This window comes from Bradyrhizobium daqingense (genome assembly GCF_021044685.1).
GTDB lineage: Bacteria > Pseudomonadota > Alphaproteobacteria > Rhizobiales > Xanthobacteraceae > Bradyrhizobium > Bradyrhizobium daqingense.
This window is the reverse complement of sequence record NZ_CP088014.1, coordinates 1,242,642-1,261,677: the sequence shown is the minus strand read 5'-3', so window position 1 is coordinate 1,261,677 and position 19,036 is coordinate 1,242,642. Positions and strand designations below refer to the sequence as shown.

General features: G+C 64.9%; 16 protein-coding genes. 7 read left to right on the top strand and 9 right to left on the bottom strand.

All coding sequences use genetic code 11. The annotated features are described in order from the left end of the window. Nucleotides 1-214: 214 nt before the first annotated feature. On the bottom strand, nt 215-2,266 hold the full coding sequence (locus LPJ38_RS05835; protein WP_145642008.1) for an AsmA family protein: 2,052 nt from the start codon (nt 2,264-2,266) through the stop codon (nt 215-217). Nucleotides 2,267-2,500: 234 nt separating this feature from the next. Between LPJ38_RS05835 and LPJ38_RS05830 the strand changes: the two genes are divergently transcribed. Further along, nucleotides 2,501-3,175: a Crp/Fnr family transcriptional regulator gene (locus LPJ38_RS05830; RefSeq protein WP_145642011.1), complete on the top strand. Its 675-nt coding sequence runs from the start codon at nt 2,501-2,503 to the stop codon at nt 3,173-3,175. Between the two features lie 8 nt (nt 3,176-3,183). On the opposite strand, the gene LPJ38_RS05825 is transcribed toward LPJ38_RS05830, so the two are convergent. The 6 genes from LPJ38_RS05825 to LPJ38_RS05800 form a co-directional block, all read right to left on the bottom strand. Continuing rightward, nucleotides 3,184-3,387: a DUF4926 domain-containing protein gene (locus LPJ38_RS05825; protein ID WP_208750631.1), complete on the bottom strand. Its 204-nt coding sequence runs from the start codon at nt 3,385-3,387 to the stop codon at nt 3,184-3,186. A gap of 305 nt (nt 3,388-3,692) precedes the next feature. Continuing rightward, on the bottom strand, nt 3,693-6,830 hold the full coding sequence (locus LPJ38_RS05820) for an efflux RND transporter permease subunit (protein ID WP_145642015.1): 3,138 nt from the start codon (nt 6,828-6,830) through the stop codon (nt 3,693-3,695). Then, nucleotides 6,830-7,759 (bottom strand): RND family efflux transporter, encoded by a 930-nt coding sequence (locus tag LPJ38_RS05815; protein ID WP_145642017.1) that lies wholly within the window; start codon nt 7,757-7,759, stop codon nt 6,830-6,832. Before LPJ38_RS05815 ends, LPJ38_RS05820 begins: the two co-directional genes overlap by 1 nt. Before the next feature lie 158 nt (nt 7,760-7,917). Continuing rightward, the gene (locus LPJ38_RS05810; RefSeq protein WP_145642019.1) at nt 7,918-8,589 is read right to left on the bottom strand and encodes an OmpA family protein; all 672 of its coding nucleotides are present in this window, start codon (nt 8,587-8,589) and stop codon (nt 7,918-7,920) included. 146 nt (nt 8,590-8,735) lie between these two features. Then, entirely contained in the window at nt 8,736-10,259 is a 1,524-nt protein-coding gene (locus LPJ38_RS05805; protein WP_145642021.1) for a caspase family protein, read from the bottom strand. A gap of 96 nt (nt 10,260-10,355) precedes the next feature. After that, nucleotides 10,356-10,637, bottom strand: a complete 282-nt coding sequence (locus tag LPJ38_RS05800) for a hypothetical protein (protein WP_167520768.1) — start codon at nt 10,635-10,637, stop codon at nt 10,356-10,358. Between LPJ38_RS05800 and LPJ38_RS05795 the strand changes: the two genes are divergently transcribed. Then, the gene (locus LPJ38_RS05795) at nt 10,636-11,442 is read left to right on the top strand and encodes an N-acyl homoserine lactonase family protein (RefSeq protein WP_167520769.1); all 807 of its coding nucleotides are present in this window, start codon (nt 10,636-10,638) and stop codon (nt 11,440-11,442) included. The genes LPJ38_RS05800 and LPJ38_RS05795 overlap by 2 nt on opposite strands. 54 nt (nt 11,443-11,496) lie before the next feature. Here the strand turns inward: LPJ38_RS05795 and LPJ38_RS05790 are convergent, their stop codons facing one another. After that, nucleotides 11,497-12,039 carry a MarR family winged helix-turn-helix transcriptional regulator gene (locus tag LPJ38_RS05790; protein WP_145642026.1) on the bottom strand — a complete coding sequence of 181 codons (543 nt, stop codon included), beginning with the start codon at nt 12,037-12,039 and terminating at the stop codon, nt 11,497-11,499. Nucleotides 12,040-12,149: 110 nt separating this feature from the next. Here LPJ38_RS05790 and LPJ38_RS05785 point away from each other — a divergent pair, with 110 nt between their 5' ends. The 5 genes from LPJ38_RS05785 (at nt 12,150) to fahA (ending at nt 17,703) form a co-directional block, all read left to right on the top strand. Then, complete coding sequence (locus tag LPJ38_RS05785; RefSeq protein ID WP_145642028.1) at nt 12,150-13,763, top strand: FAD-dependent oxidoreductase; 1,614 nt, start codon at nt 12,150-12,152, stop codon at nt 13,761-13,763. Between the two features lie 8 nt (nt 13,764-13,771). Further along, nucleotides 13,772-13,996 carry a DUF2783 domain-containing protein gene (locus LPJ38_RS05780; RefSeq protein ID WP_145642030.1) on the top strand — a complete coding sequence of 75 codons (225 nt, stop codon included), beginning with the start codon at nt 13,772-13,774 and terminating at the stop codon, nt 13,994-13,996. 24 nt (nt 13,997-14,020) lie between these two features. Beyond that, the gene (locus LPJ38_RS05775) at nt 14,021-14,977 is read left to right on the top strand and encodes an MBL fold metallo-hydrolase (RefSeq protein WP_145642032.1); all 957 of its coding nucleotides are present in this window, start codon (nt 14,021-14,023) and stop codon (nt 14,975-14,977) included. 2 nt (nt 14,978-14,979) lie between these two features. Beyond that, the gene (gene hmgA, locus LPJ38_RS05770; RefSeq protein ID WP_167520770.1) at nt 14,980-16,326 is read left to right on the top strand and encodes a homogentisate 1,2-dioxygenase; all 1,347 of its coding nucleotides are present in this window, start codon (nt 14,980-14,982) and stop codon (nt 16,324-16,326) included. A gap of 108 nt (nt 16,327-16,434) precedes the next feature. Next, nucleotides 16,435-17,703 carry a fumarylacetoacetase gene (fahA, locus tag LPJ38_RS05765; RefSeq protein WP_145642036.1) on the top strand — a complete coding sequence of 423 codons (1,269 nt, stop codon included), beginning with the start codon at nt 16,435-16,437 and terminating at the stop codon, nt 17,701-17,703. A 24-nt stretch (nt 17,704-17,727) separates the two neighbouring features. Here the strand turns inward: fahA and LPJ38_RS05760 are convergent, their stop codons facing one another. Beyond that, nucleotides 17,728-19,014 carry a Spy/CpxP family protein refolding chaperone gene (locus tag LPJ38_RS05760; RefSeq protein ID WP_231088713.1) on the bottom strand — a complete coding sequence of 429 codons (1,287 nt, stop codon included), beginning with the start codon at nt 19,012-19,014 and terminating at the stop codon, nt 17,728-17,730. Nucleotides 19,015-19,036 lie beyond the last annotated feature (22 nt).

The window sequence follows — 19,036 nt, the reverse complement described above, 5'->3', positions numbered from 1 at the left end:
CGCGCGCTACGGGCCGTACGGCCCTTCCGAGCCCTTCTACCACAGTTTGGGCCCGGGGATTGTCAAGGACCGGCCGGGCCCGCCGTCGTGGTTACCCGCCGCGGGCACCGGGGCGGTCAAAAAAGCAGCAGGTGGGAAAGAGGCTGAAGCACGCAGCCTCGTCCGTTCGGACGATGTCACAATAGACATGGAGTCCACCGCGTTGCCTCGCCGATCACCGATTGAAAAGCTGCCGCAGCACGTCGTTCATTGGCTGACTGTCCTGCTGCGCCACCGATGCGTCGTCCTGAGCCGGGGGCGCCGGAGAGGCCTGCGGGGCCGGCGTGGATGGCGTTGCCGGCAGGCTGCGGCTGCGGCCCGTACCAGTGCCAGGGTTGGCGCCTGCCCCCGTGCCGCTGGAAAGGCCCTGCTGGATCAGATTGCCGAGGGCCTCGCCCAGGGGGCCACCGAGCAAATTGTTCTGTCCCGGCTGAGGGCCTTGCGGATTGGCGTTGCCCGTGCCGGGTGCGGTGGCGCCGCCGAGACCGAGGTTGCCCAGGATATTGCCGAGGCCAGCACCGTCAGGGCCGAACAGGCCCTTGCCCATCTCGCGGAGCTTGGCATAGGCGGCGTCCGGATTGTCCAGCATGCCGGCCATATCAGGATAGATGCGCGGCTGCGACCAGGTGCCCTGGATCATTACTGGAATGCCGAAGCCGACCGGATCGGAGGTGCGGCCCTGGCCTTCGGTCGTCATCACGAGCTTCGGCTCGACGCGAAAGCCCATCATCTTGGTGTCGAGCGCGATGGTGCCGGCGCCGGTGACCCGCACTAGCGGCCCGATCAGGTTGAGATCGGTCGTCACCGCCTGGCCCTTGTCGATACGGAAGGACGCCGAGAGCTGCGACAGGTCCGTGCTCTGCTCCTGGCTCGGGTTCTGGTTTTCCTGCCAGCCGGACAGCGTGCTCGTGGTCAGCGAGCGGATCATCTGCGCGACGTTGATGCCGCGGATTGCGCCGTCCTGGAAATTGACGAAGGCCGTGCCCTGCATGTTCGCCATCAACGCGCGCTGGCTGGCGCCGGCGCTGCGCAGAGCGAGCTTGGCCTGCAGCCTGCCGTCGATGCGATCGAATTCGGCAAGGCCTTGAAGCAGCGGCAGCGCGCGCACGCCGACGAGGTCGGAATGCATGGCAAAGCTCGGTGCGCCGGTGGTCGCGTCGAGGATCACCTCGCCAGAGACCTGGCCGCCATAGGCGCCGAGATTGGCGGTGCCCGCCTTCAGCACGCCGCCGGCGAGCTTGGCGTCGAGCGCGAGCGGCGCGATGCGCGCATCGCCGATCACGGCCTCGTTCGCGGAGATCCGCACCTGCGCATCGACATAATTGAGCCCGGAGACGTCGATCGGCGCATTGCTCCAGGGCTGCCCGGGGGCGTTCTGTGGCGATTTCGCCAGCGGAATCGCGAGCCGCTGGAAGTCGAGATCGACCTTGACCAGAGGCTTGCTCGCGATGTCGACCGACGCCCAGCCGTTGAACGTCCCGTCGCCGAGCCTGCCGTTCACGCCGTTGATCATCACGACGTCGCCGTTCATCCGCATCTCGGCATGACCCGCCAGCTGGGACTTCAGCACGCTGGGCATGTCGATGCCGAAATCGACCGGGATCGTCGGCCGATCCCCCGACGCTGGCGTGGTCGCCTTGATGTCGAACTTGGTCGGGTGCTCACCGACGCGCGCGGTGCCGGTGATGTTCACCTTGCGGTCGCGGCTGACGACGGCATCGGCATTGATGGCGCTGATGCGGCCCTCGATGCGGTCGCGCACGCGCGCAAATGCGACCTCGCCGTCGATGATCTTGATCTGGTCGATGATCGCACCACCCGTGTCGATCGCGCGCGGCCTCGCTGCGGTGCCGGCATTCGGCAGGCGCTCACGCAGCAACGGCTGGTAGAGGACGGGATGGGTGACGACGAGCTCGCTGATCTCAGGACGGCCCGACCATACGCTGGAGAGCGACATGTCGGCCTGCACGCTGTCGACCGTCAGGCGCGTGATGCCGCTGCGATCCTTCGGGTCTTGCAGCGTGAGGTCGTTCAGGGTGACGTTCAGCGTCGGCCACAGGCCGATCTTCGTGGTGCCATCAATCGACAGGCGATAGCCCGTCGCGCTCTCGACCCGCGCGGCAATGGTCGAGGTCAGGAAGCCGGAGGGGATCCCGATCACCAGCAGGATTGCGATCACGACGATGACGACGGCCAGTGCCGCGCCGACGAACCTCAGTGCTCTCATCTCGACTTCCCAGCGGCGGACAATGGGCTGCAACCCGGCAGATTGCCCGTCCTTTACTCGTGAGTTTATCCCGGGACGGGAAGCGGCTCCAAGCGCGCAAAAATAGTCTTGGGGTGCTGCAAAGTTATGTGACTTATGACACACTTCCCCGACGCGGTTTTACGCGATCCTGATGTTGATGGTTCCAAGCGATTTGCCAAGGACGTTCACGACCAAATTGACGAGGACATTGAAATGAGCAAGCAGGCCGAATTTGCGGTCATCCTGAAGATGAACGCGATGTTCGCGGATCTCGGCGCGGACGAGCTCCAGCGATTGTCCAGCCTTTGTCACACCCAGCATCTGGCCAGTGGCGAGGTGCTATTCCAGAAGGGCGATCCCGGCAACGCGCTGTTCGGCGTGCGGCGGGGCCAGGTCCGCATCGAGACCGGCGCCTCCGACGGCAGCCGGCTGACGCTGAACTTCATGGGCTCGGGCGACCTGTTCGGCGAGGTCGCGGTGCTGGACGGCCAGAGCCGCACGGCGGATGCGACGGCGGGCGAGACCAGCGAGCTGTTCGTGCTGCGGCGCGAGGATTTCCTCGGCTTCCTCGAGCGCGAGCCGAAGGTCGCGATCAAGATCATTGCGCTGCTGTGCCAGCGCATCCGCTGGCAGAGCGAGCGCATGGAGGAGTCCATGCTGCAACCGCTGCCTGTACGTCTGGCCCGGCGGCTCTGCGCGCTCGCCGCCGATTTCGGCTCCGAGGTGCACATCTCGCAGGAGCAGCTCGGCGTTTTCGTCGGCGCCGCCCGCGAAAGCGTCAACCGCCAGCTTCAGGCCTGGCGCAAGGAGGCGATTTTGGATCTCCAGCGCGGCCGCATCCTGCTGCGCAACATGACCAAGCTGACGGCGATCGCACGGAACGAGTAGTACTGCAGCTAGGCCGCCGCTTCCGGCACATAGTGCAAAATAAGCAGCTCGGATCGCGGACAAGGAGCGACCGCATATGATCGTCCACCGTCGTCGCTGAATTCGACAAGCACCGTCTTGCCATCGAGTTCTTCGACAACCGTGCCTACGTTTCCGCGTGCCAGCCGGTGGTCTGGAACGTTCGCGAGCAATGCGACGACGTCCAGAGCCACTGGTGCTCGATCGTTGCTGTTTACGACGCTCATCATAGTACCCAACAGGTAACGAATGTCGGCCGGTCATCGCCGATCCGAATGATCCATGCGCCAGTGACTACCCCAGCTATCTGTCGCAATCTGGGACGCATCGCCCGAGACTGCCGCTTCGAGTAGGGCATCTCGAAACCATAGGGCGTCGCCACGCTCAAGATTGAGCGCGTCGCGAAAAACCTTGCTTTGTGCCGGCCGTGTGGGTGCGAGGCGATGGTGGCGTGCTCGCCATTCGGAATACGCATCGTCGTCGCAGCTTGATCTTGATCCTACTCCGCCGCGGGGCGTGAGACGCTCGCCGGTGCCGCTTCCGCCGGAGCCTGATGACCGTCAATCTCAGCGTCCTCGCTGTGCACGATCAGCCGCTTGGCGAAGCGCCAGATCAGGGCGCCGAAATCGTCCATCACCATGAACATCGCGGGCACGAACACCAGCGACAGGATGGTCGAGAAGATCAGGCCGCCGATCACCGCGAGCGCCATCGGCGAGCGGAACTCGCCGCCGGCGCCCACTGCGAGCGCGCTCGGGATCATGCCCGCGGCCATCGCGATCGTGGTCATCACGATCGGGCGGGCGCGTTTCATGCCGGCATCGATCATGGCCTCCTCGCGAGGCTTGCCGGCCTTGATGGCCTCGATGGCGAACTCCACCAGCATGATCGCATTCTTGGTGACGATGCCCATCAGCATCAGGATGCCGATCCACACCGGCGTCGTGAGCTGTTTGCCGGTGAGGAGGAGGGCCGCGATCGCGCCGCCGATCGAGAGCGGCAGCGAGAACAGGATGGTGATCGGCTGCAGGAAGGTGCCGAACAGCAGCACCAGCACGGCATAGACCATCATCAGGCCGGCGGTGATCGCGGTCGCAAAGCCGTCGGACAGCTCGTTGAGGCTTTCGGCGTCGCCCGAGGGTGAGACCTTTACGCCCTTCGGCCGGCTCTTCATCACCGGCAGGTCGTTGATTTTCTTGGTGGCGTCGCCGAGCGCGGCAGAGCCGACGAGATCGGCGGCGACGGTCGCTTGCCGTTCACGATCGTAGCGGTTGATGCTGGTCGGGCCCTGATCGAGCTTGACGTCGGCGATGACCGAGAGCGGCACGCCGCCCTTCTCGCCGCGCTCGCCCAGCGGCACGCGGAGCTGCTCGAGCGTCTTGAGATTGCCGCGCGCGGCATCCTCGAGCTGCACGCGGATCGGCACCAGGCGATCGCCGACGTCGAACTTGGCGAGCGCGGGGCCGACGTCGCCGATGGTGGCGACGCGGATGGTCTGCGACAGGCTTTCGGTCGAGACCCCGAGCCGTGCGGCGAGATCGGCGCGCGGTTCGACGCGCAGCTCGGGCCGCTCCAGCGTGGTTTCCGAGATCACGTTCGAGATGGTCGGAATCCGCTTCATCTGCGTCGCGAGCTCGCTCGCGAAATTGTTGACGATGTTGGCATCGACGCCGGTCACGACCAGCGAGATGGCGCGCAGGCCGTTCTCGTCGAGGAACCAGAAGCGGATGTCGGGAACGTTCTCCAATTCCTGGCTGATCGAGGATTCGAGCTCGCGCTGGGTGATGTCGCGATCGTCCTTGGGCGTGTAGTTGATGATCAGAGACGCGCGCCGGACTTCCTGGGTGCCCGGCGGCACGCGCCCACCGTCGACGAAGATGCTCTTCACCTCGGGCCGCTTGCGCAGGCGCGCGACGATGTCCTCGGTGACCTTTTCGGTGTAGGCGAGCTGAGTGCCCGGCGGCAGCTCGAGAGCGAGCAGCGAGCGGGCACTGTCCTGCGCCGGTAGGAAGCCCTGCGGCAGCAGCGTGATGCTCCAGATCGAGGCGGCGAAGACGCCGAGGCCGACCAGCACCGTGATGAAGTAGTGTTTCACCGACCAGGCCACGATCCCGTGGTAGGCTCGCAGCACGCGGCCTGGTGGCGGCTCTTCGTGTTGGCCGTGTTTGAGGAAGTACGCCGCCAGCACCGGCGTGACGAATCGCGCCGCGAGCAGCGAGAAGAACACCTGCACCGAAACGGTGATGCCGAACTGCTTGAAGAATTGCCCGGCGATGCCCGACATGAAGCTCGCGGGCGCGAAGATCGCGATGATGGTCAGCGAAATCGCGATCACGGCGAGGCCGATCTCATCAGCGGCTTCGAGTGCGGCGCGATAGGGCGATTTGCCCATGTTCATGTGCCGTACGATGTTCTCGATCTCGACGATGGCGTCGTCGACCAGAATGCCGGTCGACAGCGTGATGGCGAGGAAGCTGACGAGGTTCAGCGAGAAGCCGAGCAGGTCCATCGCCCAGAATGCCGGGAAGATCGACAGCGGCAGCGAGACCGCGGCGATGATCGTGGCGCGCAGGTCGCGCAGGAACAATAGCACGATGACGACGGCGAGGATGGCGCCCTCGAACAGGGTCGAGATCGCCGCGTGGTAATTGCCGTTGGTGTATTCGACCGAGGTGTCGATCACCTTCAGGTCGACGTCGGGATAGGCGGCCTTGAGCGCGTCGATGCGCTTCTGCACGGCCTCAGCCACCTTCACGTCGCTGGCGCCCTTGGAGCGCTTGATGCCGAGCGCGACGATGGGCTCGCCGTTGAAGCGGGCGAAGGTGCGGCGGTCGGCGATGGTGTCGGTGACGGTGCCGAGGTCGTCAAGCCGGACCTCGCCGCCGCCGAACAGCGGGATCATCGTGCCGGCGAGGTCGCCGAGCGTCTTGGCACCCGCGAGCGTGCGGATCGCCTGGTCGTTCTTGCCGATCTCGGCCCGGCCACCGGCGACGTCGACATTGGTGCCGCGCAGGCTCTGGCTGACATTGACCGCGGTCAGGCCCATTGCCTGCAACCGGTCCGGGTCGAGCGAGACCAGGATCTCGCGCTCGACACCGCCGATACGCTCGACCTGTGCGACGCCGCGGACGCCTTGCAGCGCGCGCTTGACCACGTCGTCGACGAAATAAGAGAGCTGCTCCGGCGTCTTGCCGGGCGAGATCGCGGCGTAGGTGACGATCGGCAGGCCGATCACGTCGACGCGCTGGATCAGCGGCTCGGTGACGTTCTGCGGCAAATTGGAGCGCACGCGCGTTACCGCGTCCTTGACGTCGTTGAGCGCGCGGTCGGTGTTGGTCTCGAGCGCGAACTGGATCGTGGTGACCGACACGCCGTCGGTGATCGAGGAGGTGATGTGGCGCACGCCCTCGACGCCGGAGACGGCGTCTTCGACCGTCTTGGTGACCTGCGATTCAAGTTCGGCAGGCGCCGCACCGAATTGCGAGACCACGACCGAGATGACGGGAATGTCGGCCGACGGCAGCCGCGTCACCGCGAGCTTGGTGAAGGAGACCCAGCCGAGAATCAGGAGGATGATCGAGAAGACGACCGACGGCAGCGGATTGCGAATCGACCATGCCGAGATATTGAGAGCCATCAGCGTACCCGCGTGCGATCGAGTTCATCGGCGAACATGGTTTTGATATGGTCGCCGTCATGGAGCGAAGAGCCCGCGTCGGCGACGACGATTTCGCCGACCTCGAGCCCTTCCAGGATTTCCGTGGCCGTGTCGGACGACAGCCCGACCCGCACCTTGCGCGTCTCGACGACGTTGCCCTTGACGACCTGCACGGTGAGATGGTCGATCGCGGTCTTGGGAATCGAGACGCCGCAGCTGCGCTTGGCGTCGATCGAGGCCCGGGCAAATACGCCGACCTTCAGCGAGGGATTGTTGGTGACGCTGATGCGAACGCGCCCGAGCTGGGTCGTGCGATCGATTTCGGGAGCAACCAGCCGGACCCGTCCGATCAAATCGGGTGCATCGTCGCGGCTGATGCGTACGGTCGCGCCGGGATTGAGCTTGGTCATGTGCACCGCCGGGACCTGGGCATCGAGCTCGATCTCGTTGTTGACGGCGATGCGAAACATCGGGCCGGCCTGAGGCGAAGCCGGAGCTCCGACGATGGTGCGGACCTCCGTGATGAGGCCCGGCGCGGGCGCCTTCAACGAAATCGGGCCTTGCGGGCCGGGTCGCTGCGGCTGGCCCGGAATCTGCGGCGGCGGGGTCAGACGCGCCAGCTCCTGGTTGTCGGTCACGACCGTGCCCTCGGTGACGAGGAGATCCGTAACTCTGGATCCTTCCTGGTCGGCAACCACGACCGCCTCGCGACGCGGCACGAAGAATCCGGTCACGCGCACGAGGTCGGAGAAGCAGGCATTGGTCGACTTCGTCACGATGACGAGCGCCTCGCCCGGCGTCTCCTTCGGTTCGGGGCGACGCCGATGCTCGAACAGATAATAGCCGATGCCGACCGCAACGACGAACACCACGGTTCCGGCAGGCTTGAGATATTCGGTGAGTTTCATCGCCGGATCATCCTGGCCTGGCTCACGGCCATCCGCGCGAGGCCCATCGAGAGCGTTTCCCTGAAATAAAGCGGCGCCCCGCACGGCTGCGGGACGCGCGTTTGAAGCGAGATTTTACACCACATCACGACTCGTCACTGCAAAGGATCGCGTCGTGCTCACTTCGATGCGGTGGTCTTGTTTTCCATGTTGACGACCTGCACGCGGCGATTGACCTCCGCCAGCGGCTGGCTGGGGTTCTTCAGCTTGCTCTTGCCATAGCCGACGGTGACGAGATCGGTGGCCGAGATGCTGTACTTCTCGACGAGGTAGCGCTTGATCGAATCCGCGCGACGCTCCGACAGGTCTTGGTTGTAGGCTTCGCCGCCGGCGGCGTCGGTGTGACCCGCGACCACGAAGGTCGAACCCTTCAGGTCGGGGCTGGTCAACGCGCGGCCGAGCGCCTGCACGGAGGGCATCGACTTCGCGCTGATATTGGCGGAGTTGTAGTCGAACGTGATCTCGAGATCGATGTTCGGCTTGTCCTTGGCGGCCAAGGCGATCTCCTCGCGCTCGGTCGACGACAGCGAGCGCGTCGAGCGGCCACGGACGGACTGGATCAGCTTGGTCTCGGTCGCGCTCGGCGCGGGATCGGCCGGCGGCGCGATCGAAAGGCCGCGAGTCAGAGGCTTCTTCGCCGGCGGGGCGAGCGCGCGAAGGATCTCATCCTCGGTGACGTTCTTGCTATTGCTTTCGTCGCCCGCGAAGGCGGGCGAGGCCGGCAGCGACAGAGCGGCGCCGATGGTGATGATGGACAGGATCGCGGTCAGTCCCCTTGCAGCCAATCTCATAGCCAGTCCCCTCCTGCGTAGCCAGATCGCGTGTTTCCAAATTCCTGCAAGCGGCTCTCGAACCGCGCCGCCTGTAGCATCCGCCCATTAGTCTTCCGTGGGCAGCTTAAGGTTCGAAAGCTCCAATTGCCTCAGCCCGCAAAATATCAACGGACTCCGTAACTTGCGAATTCCTGAACGATGTTCGGGTCCATCGCCTTGGCATTGGCAATGTCCAGCGCCCCTTCCTGGGCGGAACCGTTGCGCTGCTTGGCGAGGCCGCGTCCGTAGAGCGAGGAGGTCAGGCGCGGATTGATCTTCAGGGCCGCGTCGAAATCAGCGATGGCGTTCTTGACCGCGCCCGATTTCAGATTGACCAGCCCCCGGCTGTCCAGCGCGTCGACGAAGTTCGGCCGCAGCCGCAGCGCCTCGTTGCAATCTTTCAGCGCAGCCTGGAGATCGCCGACCACGGTGCGGGTCCAGCACCGGTTGTTCAGCGCCTCGACGTCCTTCGAGTTGATCCGGAGCGTATCGTCGAAATCCTTGATCGCGAGGTTGTAGGCGCCCTTGCTGGCATAGACCTGTCCACGCCGGTATAGCGCGTTCACGTCGTCAGGATTGGCGGCGATCTTGGCCGTCAGGCCCTTGATCGTGGGGTCGTCGGCCAGCACGGCCGCGCTCGGCCCGCTGTCCGCGCTCGGCGCCGGAGCGGGATCAACCGGCTTCACGGGCGGCGGCGGAGGCGGCAGGGCAGCCTCGACCTGCGGCTTCGGCGAAGGGGCTGGCACGGGCGCCGGCGGAGGTGCAGGCGCCGCAACCGTGTCGGCCGGCTTCGGCGGCGGAGGCGGTGTCGGCGGCGCGGGGGGAGCCGGCGACGGATTGTTGGCGACAACGGCCGGCGGCGCGGGCGGCGGCGGATTTGACGGGCGCGATCCGCCGACCCCCGGAATGAACGAGAAATCTTCGGCCAATGAGGAGGATATCCACGGCACCTGCTCGCCGCGCGAGGCACGGGTCACGCCCATCTTGGTACGGTTCAGCGTCTCCTCGGCCATCAGGTCGGGGACGCGGATTTCCTTCAAGAGCTCCTGGACGAACAGGCTGCGATCTCCGCCAGCGTCCGAGACCACCGAGGCAAGCGCCGCCGAATACATCACCAGCGTGCCGTTCGGCGCGATGACCGGCGTCAGGCCGGCCGAGAAGCTGCGGAACCGGCGCTCGAACGGGTTGCGCCTGGAGGCATCGATCAACGCGATCTTGACGCCGGCACCGCGGGTGTTGAGCTCGCCGAGCACGGTCTCCAGGCTGAAACCGTCGCGGCGCACGTCGGATTCGGTCCAGATCTGCGCATCGACCGGCAGCATGTAGCTTTGACGGGCCGACTGGATGCCGAAACCGCTGAAGAATACCAGCGCCACCGAGCCCGGCTTGATCTTGCTGTAGAGCTTGTCGAAGGCCCGGCGCATGGCGTCGCCGGTCAGATTTTCGCCGATCTCAACCGAAAAGCCGTCGCGCTTGAGCTCGTCGGCGACGGCGCGCGCATCGTTGATCGGTTCCTTCAGCGGGGCGTCCGCATCCGGATATTTGGCGTTGCCGATGACCAATGCAAAGCGCTCGCCGGCCGCACGCGATGGGGCAGTCGGGACGAGCGAGATGAGCAAGAGCAGCAGAAAAAGGAAGCGAATTTTCATAATCAGCGCGGTCCAGCCAAAAAGGCGCCGTTCCAGCTTGCGCCGCGGCGACCTTAACTTACGCTCCAGTCATTATCAAACCGGGGATGGGGGGCGTCAACCGCTTGGAGATTCGACTTTATTGCGACGATCGACCGCAAGGCAGGGGCACGTTGCGAAGGGAATGAAGAAGCTGTCATGGTCGCACTCAATGGATCCGGCTCGATCCTGTCGGCGGGATGTTGGGGCAGCCAGGGCGCGGAAGATGTGATTGGTCTCACATTGCAGGAGCGCGGTCTTCGCAACCTCAAGTGTTTGATCTTTGCGGCGGACAATGGCTTGGTGCGACGGTTCATCCCCGAAGGTCCATTCAAAAGAAGAAACAAAGAGCAGAATCATGGGAAACGCCTACGAGATCTACGCACTGCGCTATGCGACGATGTCGCCCCGCACACCCCACATGAACTTCCTCGTGCCCGATCCGCATGACAGCGCGGCGCAGGATCTCGATTATTTCGTCTGGCTGATCCGAGGGCACGGCCGCGACATCCTGGTCGATACCGGCTTCAACGCCGAGGAGGCGAGCGCGCGAGCCCGCAAGCTGACGCTCAATCCGGTCGATGCGCTGGAGCGTTTCGGCGTCGCCGCGTCCGCGATCCGCGACGTCATCGTGACGCATCTGCATTACGACCATGCCGGCAATCTCGACCGCTTCCCGCAGGCGCGCTTCCATCTTCAGGAGCGGGAAATGGCTTATGCGACGGGGCGCTGCATGTGCAACGGCCTGCTCCGCCATCCGTTCTCGGTCGAGCACGTCACGCTGATGGTGCGCCATGTCTATGGCGAGCGCGTCACCTTCTATTCCGGCGACGGCGAGGTCGCCCCCGGCGTGACCGTGCATCGCGTCGGCGGCCATTCCGACGGCTTGCAGGTGGTCAGGGTGGAGACTGCGCGGGGGCCGGTCGTGCTGGCCTCCGATGCCGCGCATTACTACGCCAATCTCCAGCGCAAGAGCCCCTTCCCGATCGTCTACAATGTCGGCGACATGGCGCAGGGCTGGGAGACGATCGAGCGCCTCGCCGGTCACCCCGATAGATTCATTCCCGGGCATGATCCGATGGTGACGGAGATCTATCCGCGCGCCAGCGACAAGGTCGATGCCTGGGCGCTGCATTTGCCGCCGTCGCGGTCGTTTGCGGAATGATGCGATAGGGTCATTCCGGGTTCGCGCTACGCGCGCCCCGGAATGACCAAAGCGTTAATACGCCTGCTTGGCGTCGGCCTCTTCGCTGGTCTGGATCAGGTCGAGGCTCTGCTCGATCTTGCCGAGCAGAGCTGCGAGCTGCTTGCGCTCCTGCGCCGAAAGGCAGGCGAGAATCTCGTCTTCCCGCCGCAGCAATTGCGGAAACAGCTCCTCGTAGAGCGCGCGACCCTTCTTCGTCAGCTGCAGGCGGAATTCGCGGCGATCGGTTTCGTTCTCGACCCGCTCGATCAGCTCCCCGTTGAGCAGCGCGGTCACTGCGCGGCTGATGGTCGATTTGTGCGTGCGGGTGCATTGCGAGATGAATTGCGCGCTGCAGGCATCGTTGCGGAAGCCGAGCGTAGCAATCACGCGCCATGCGGGAATGTCGAGGCCGTGGCGCTCCTGATACTCGACCGACAGCGCGGCGCTGACTTCCGCCGCCAGCCGGTTGAGACGGAATGGAACAAATTTGAAAAGGTCGAGCCGCGCCTTCGGCCGTGGCGAAGCCTCGTCAGCATTCCGTGTCTTCAGCGCGATGTCGCTGGATGTCCTTGCCAAGGCTTACGCTCCGAATTCCAGTTGACGGCCGGCCGGCTCCGGTCCAAAATAGTTGCACGTGAGACTATCTAGCAGATCGGTCCGTTCCTGACCAGAGCCGAGGTTCGTATATGGCCCAGGCCAAATCCCAGTTCGGCTATCGCCGCCACCCCGATCAGGATCGTCCGGGCCAGAACCCGGCCGCGCATCCGGTCGTGGTCGTCGGCGCAGGCCCGGTTGGGCTGTCGCTGGCGATCGACCTTGCCCAGCGCGGCCAGCGCGTCGTGCTTCTGGACGATGCCGACCGCATCGGCGAAGGCTCGCGCGCGATCTGCTTCTCGAAGCGGTCGCTGGAATATTGGGACCGGCTCGGCGTCGGCGACCGCATGGTCGAGAAAGGCGTGGTGTGGAGCATCGGCCGCATCTTCCACGGCGAACAGCAGCTCTACCAGTTCAACCTGTTGCCGGAAGACGGCCACAAGCGACCGGCCTTCATCAACCTCCAGCAATATTACGCCGAAGCCTATCTGGTCGATCGCATCCAGGATCTGCCTGCGATCGATCTGCGCTGGCGCAACAAGGTGACGGCGCTGGAGCAGCGCAATGATGCCGTTGCGCTGACGATCGAAACACCCGAGGGCGCCTATCGCTTGCACGCGCAATATGTCATCGCCTGCGACGGCGCGCGGTCCTCGCTGCGGCAGATGGTGGGCGCGGAATTTGCCGGGCAGGTGTTCGAGGACCAGTTCCTGATCGCCGACGTCAAGATGACCGCGGAATTCCCGACCGAGCGCTGGTTCTGGTTCGATCCGCCGTTCCATGCGGGTCGCTCGGCGCTTTTGCACCGACAGCCCGACGATGTCTGGCGCATCGATCTCCAGCTCAACCGCTATGCCGACCCCGTCGTCGAGAAGAAGCCGGAGAACGTGCGGCCGCGGATCGCGCGCATGCTCGGCCACGACAAGTTCGAGTTCGAGTGGATCTCGCTTTACAAATTCCAGTGCCGGCGGATGGATCGCTTCATCCATGGCCGCGTCGTCTTCGCAGGCGATTCCGCGCATCAGGTCTCGCCCTTCGGCGCGCGCGGGGCCAATTCCGGGCTCGAGGACGCCGAAAACCTGTCCTGGAAGCTCGACCGCGTGCTGCGCGGCACCTCGCCTGCGAGCCTGCTCGATAGCTATCACATTGAGCGCAGTGCAGCTGCCGACGAGAACATCCGCGAATCCACTCGCTCGACCGACTTCATGGCGCCGAACTCGCATCAGGAGGCGCGGCTGCGCAAGGCGGTGCTGTCGCTTGCCAAGGAGACCGAGTTCGGCAAGCGCATGGTCAATGGCGGCCGGCTGTCGGTGCCGTGCAGCTATGACTCGCCGCTGTCGTCGCTCGATGCGGAGACGTGGCGCGGCGGACCGTCGCCCGGCTGTTCGATGCTCGACGCGCCCGTGGCAACGCGCGCCGGCGAGCAGATCTATCTGACGGATGCGTTCCGCAAGGGCGGAACGGACTTCACCCTGCTGTCGTTCAGTCATGGCGCGCCGATCGATGCGCCCGATGGCGTCCAGGGCATCCGCATTGGTGGCGAGGGCGAACTTGCCGATCCCTCGGGCCTGGTCGCAAAGCGCTACGGCGCCGAGCCGGGTGCCGCCTATCTGCTGAGGCCCGACGGTTATGTCGCGGCGCGCTTCCGCCATCCGACGCGTTCGACGATCGCGGCGGCGCTGGCGCGGGCCGAAGGCTTGTATTGAGGTCTGGCATGCCGCTCTCCACCAGCTCGAACTTCTCGCGCCCTGACGACGCCTTCCGCGCCATCGTCGAGGCCCATCGCGGCCTCACCGAGGAGCAGAGTGCCGATTTCGACGCAGCGCTGGTGCTGATCCTCGCCAATCATATCGGCGACATCGACGTGCTGCGCGAGGCGATCGGGCTCGCCAAGCGCCGCATGGTCGACGGCCAGCAGCAGCAACAGCAACAACAATAGCCCTGTGACTCAAAGGACGAATTGATGGCGAAGAACTTCGCATCCACCGGCGATCTCTCCGAGAAGAAGATCACCTTCTCCGAGATCGGCACCGATCTCTATGCCTTCACCGCCGAGGGCGATCCGAACACGGCCGTGATCGTCGGCGACGATGGCTGCCTCGTGTTCGACGCGCAGGCGACGCCCGCGATGGCGACCAAGGTGATCGAGCGCGTGCGCACCGTCACCGACAAGCCGATCAAATATGTCGTGTTGTCGCATTATCACGCCGTGCGCGTGCTTGGCGCCTCCGCCTACAGGGCGCAGGGCATCGTCGCCTCGCAGGAAACCTATCGCTTGATCGAGGAGCGCGGCAAACAGGATTGGGATTCCGAATACGGCCGCTTCCCGCGCCTGTTCCAGGACGCGCAGAGCATCCCCGGCCTGACCTGGCCGACGCTGACCTTTGAAGGCGAGATGTCGATCTATCTGGGAAAACGCGAGGTGCGGTTGATGCAGCTCGGCGCCGGCCACACCTCCGGTGACATCGTCGCCTGGGTCCCGGACGCGGAGGTGATGTTCTCCGGTGATCTCATCGAATATCACTCGGCCTGCTATTGCGGCGATGCGCATTTGCGCGAATGGCCGATGACGCTGAACGAGATCCGCAACTTCAATCCGAAGGCGATCGCACCGGGCCGCGGCGATGCGCTCAAGGGCACCGCGACGGTGCGCGAAGCCATCGCGATGACGCGTGATTTCGTTACCTCGCTCTATGGCGCCGCGGAAATCTCGGTCGCCAAGGGGCGCACGCTGAAGGAATCCATGGCCGCGACCCGCGAGGTCATGGACCCGAAATTCCACAGCTTCGCCATCTACGAGCACTGCCTGCCGTTCAACGTGTCGCGCGCCTATGACGAAGCGTCGGGGATCGACGATCCCGTGATCTGGACCGACAAGCGCGACCAGGAAATGTGGGCCGCCTTGCAAGGAGGAGGATAGTCATGAACATCAACACCTCGCCTGATCAGATCGTTCGCAGTTCCGCGCAGGTGACACCGGGCTACATGTCCGGCTTCGGCAACAGTTTCGAGACCGAGGCGCTGCCCGGCGCGCTGCCGATCGGGCGCAATTCGCCGCAGCGTTGTGCCTACGGCCTCTATGCCGAGCAGCTCTCCGGCTCGCCCTTCACAGCGCCGCGCGGCACCAACGAACGCTCCTGGCTTTACCGCATCCGCCCCTCGGTGAAGCATTCCGGCCGCTTCGAGAAGGTCGATGCCGGCCTGTGGCGCTCGGCACCGTGTCATGAATATGACCTGCCGATCGCGCAGCTGCGCTGGGATCCGACGCCGCTCCCGAAGGACGAGGTCACCTTCGTCCAGGGCGTGCAGACCATGACGACCGCCGGCGACGTCAACACGCAGGCCGGCATGGCCGCGCATGTCTACCTCATCACCAAGTCGATGGTGGACCAGCATTTCTACAATGCCGACGGCGAGCTGATGTTCGTGCTGCAGCAGGGAAGCTTGCGCCTCGCCACCGAGTTCGGCCGCATCGATGCCGAGCCCGGCGAGATCGTGGTGATCCCGCGCGGCGTCAAGTTCCGCGTCGAGATCCCGAACGGGCCGGCGCGCGGCTATCTCTGCGAGAATTACGGCGGCGCCTTCACCCTGCCGGAGCGCGGGCCGATCGGCGCCAATTGCCTCGCCAATGCGCGCGACTTCCTGACGCCGGTCGCGAACTACGAGGACAAGGACACGCCGACCGAGCTCTACGTGAAGTGGGGTGGCTCGCTGTTCAAGACGCAGCTCGCCCATTCGCCGATCGACGTCGTCGCATGGCACGGCAATTACGCGCCGTACAAATACGATCTGCGCACCTTCTCTCCCGTCGGGGCGATCGGCTTCGACCACCCCGATCCCTCGATCTTCACGGTGCTGACCTCGCCGTCCGAGACCGCGGGCACAGCGAATATCGACTTCGTCATTTTCCCCGAGCGCTGGATGGTCGCCGACAACACCTTCCGTCCGCCCTGGTATCACATGAACATCATGAGCGAGTTCATGGGCCTGATCTACGGAGTCTATGACGCCAAGCCGCAAGGCTTCGTCCCCGGCGGCATCTCCTTGCACAATTGCATGCTGCCGCACGGACCCGATCGCGACGCGTTCGAGCATGCGAGCCATGGCGAATTGAAGCCGGTGAAGCTGACCGGCACCATGGCCTTCATGTTCGAGACGCGCTACCCGCAACGCGTCACCGCGCATGCGGCGAATGCCGCGACGCTGCAGGACGATTACGCCGATTGCTGGAAGGGGCTGGAGAAGCGGTTCGATCCGAGCCGGCCGTAAGTCACTATTGCTCGTCATCGCCGGGCTTGACCCGCGATCCATCCTTCTCGAGATGATGGATGCCCGGGTCGAGCCCGGGCATGACGAATTTTTGATTGGAGAATCCGCGTGCCCCACCCCAACGACCCCAGCCTCCGCTCCTTCATCGAGGTCGATCCCGCCTCCGATTTCCCGATCCAGAACCTGCCTTATGGCGTGTTCTCGACCGCGGATGGGCGCGCTCCGCGTCTCGGCGTCGCGATTGGCGACTACGTGCTCGACCTTTGGGAGATCGAGCAAGATGGCCTGATCAGTGCCGGCGATCCCGGCACCTTTGCTGGAGGGCTGAACGCCCTGATGCATCTGGGTCCAAAGGTCTGGTCCAAAACCCGCGCGCGCATCAGCGAACTCTTGCGACACGACAATCCGGAGCTTCGCGACAATCAACAGTTGCGTTCGCGCGCGCTCGTCCCGATGCGCGATGCCAGATTGCACCTGCCGTTCACTGTCTCCGGCTATACCGACTTCTATTCGTCGAAGGAGCACGCCACCAATGTCGGCGTGATGTTCCGCGGCAAGGACAACGCGCTGCAGCCGAATTGGCTGCACATGCCGATCGCCTATAACGGCCGCGCCTCCACCGTCGTGGTCTCCGGCACCAAGGTGAAACGGCCGCGCGGCCAGCTGAAGCCGCCGAACGTGGAGCTGCCGAGCTTTGCACCGTGCAAGCGGCTCGACTTCGAGCTGGAGATGGGTGTCGTGATCGGCCAGCCTTCGCCGATGGGCGGCATGCTGAGCGAGCAACAGGCCGAGGAGATGATCTTCGGCTTCGTGCTGCTCAACGACTGGAGCGCGCGCGACATCCAGCAATGGGAATATGTGCCGCTCGGGCCGTTCCTTGCGAAAGCGTTCGCGACCTCGATCAGCCCCTGGGTGGTGACGCGCGAGGCGCTGGAGCCGTTCCGGCTGAAAGGGCCTGAGCAGGAGCCGGCGCCGCTCGATTATCTCAGGCAGACGAAGCCACAGAACTACGACATCGCGCTCGACGTCTCCTTGCGCGCCGCGGGCACAAATGCGCCGGCGAGCATCAGCCGCACCAATTTCAAATACATGTACTGGTCCTCGGTGCAGCAGCTGATGCACCACGCCTCCTCAGGCTGCGCCATGAATGTCGGCGACCTCCTGGGCAGCGGCACCATCTCGGGGCCCGAGAAGGAGCAGCGCGGCAGTCTTCTGGAGATCAGCTGGAACGGCACCGAGCCGGTCGAGCTGCCCGGTGGCGCCAAGCGCTCGTTCCTCGATGACGGCGACAGCCTCGTCATGCGCGGCTGGTGCCAGGGCAACGGCTATCGCGTGGGGTTTGGTGAGGTCGAGGGCACGATCTTGGCGGCGGAGTAGAGCTTGACACACGCAGACCGATCTTCACGATCGCGCGGCCGCTGACGCGCCGCGCTTCGGCCCGATCGCTTCGAAGCCGGCCTTCTGCTCGTCGCTCAGATCGGCCTGGAAATCGTCGAGCGCATCGCTGATGCCGCCGACTGCCTGCAGCATCGCCTCCAGCCGTGTCTTCACGGAAGCAAGGCGGGCCTGCGGTGTCTCCGCCGTCTTCGCGGGACAGGCGCTCAGCGTCTCCAAGGTACGCAGCGTGGTGTCCTGGAGCACGTCGAGACGGGCGCGGGCGACCTCGTCGAGCTTGAGCGTGGAGGCGATGTCGGCGGGCCATTGCTGCTGCACGAGCTGCTCGTATTGGCGCTGCGCCTTTTCGTCGTAACGAGGATCATAGTCCGGCGCGCAGGCAGCGGCGGCCGCCTGCATGTCCTTCTGCGCATCCTTGCGCTGGACCGCGGCAAGCGCGGCGCGACGCTCATTGGCGAGCGCATCGAGCCTGGCCTTCTGGTCATCGGTGAGGAGACCGACGAATTTCGCAAGCGGCGCCGCGACCGCGTCCGTTGCCTTGATCATGGCCTCGAGCCGCTCGCGCATCAGGCCGAGACGCTCGGAAGCGGTGGCCGGAGCCTGCTCCGGACAGGCTGCGCGGATGGTATCGCGCGCAGCACTCCAAGCCGATGCGAGCTCGTCGAGCGCGGTGCGCTGCAATTCGTTCGGCTGCACGGTGCCGGCGATGCGTTCGACGGGCAAGCCGCCGGTGTCGCTGGCGTCGCAGAGAGCCTCGGCAGACGGGATTTTCCGCGCGCGCCGGCCTTGCGGGGCGGTGTAAGCGGCAAGCTCGGTGGCGGCGTAAGGCGCGAAGATCGCGGCATAGATGTCGCCATAGCCATACAGCGAGAAGCTGGTGGTATCGCCCAAGATGACTGCGGTTGTGAGATCGTCATGCGCGAACGGCCAGAACACCGGGCCGACCCAGCCATAGCTGCCGTCGGGATGGCGCCACCAGCCCTGCGGACGCCTTCCGCCCTGCCAGCCCGATAGCGCAGCCTGCGCCGTGAGCGCGGCACGCATGACATAAGGGTTGGCCGGCTGGCCGCGCTCGGCACCGCGAGGATCCTGCGACCTCAGCGCTGCGGAGCGGTAGCGACTTCCGCGCACCGCCATGCGGGAATGACGCAAGCGCGCCATGCCGAGCACGTGACCAACGGCAAAACGCGCGACCCCGACGGGGCCGCCGCGGATTCCGAACTGAGCTTCGGCTTTATTCGGCAGCAGCATTGCCACAAACAGGAGGGCAGCGCCGGTCAGCGCCAGTCCCATGCGTCCCGACACCAAAGCTGAC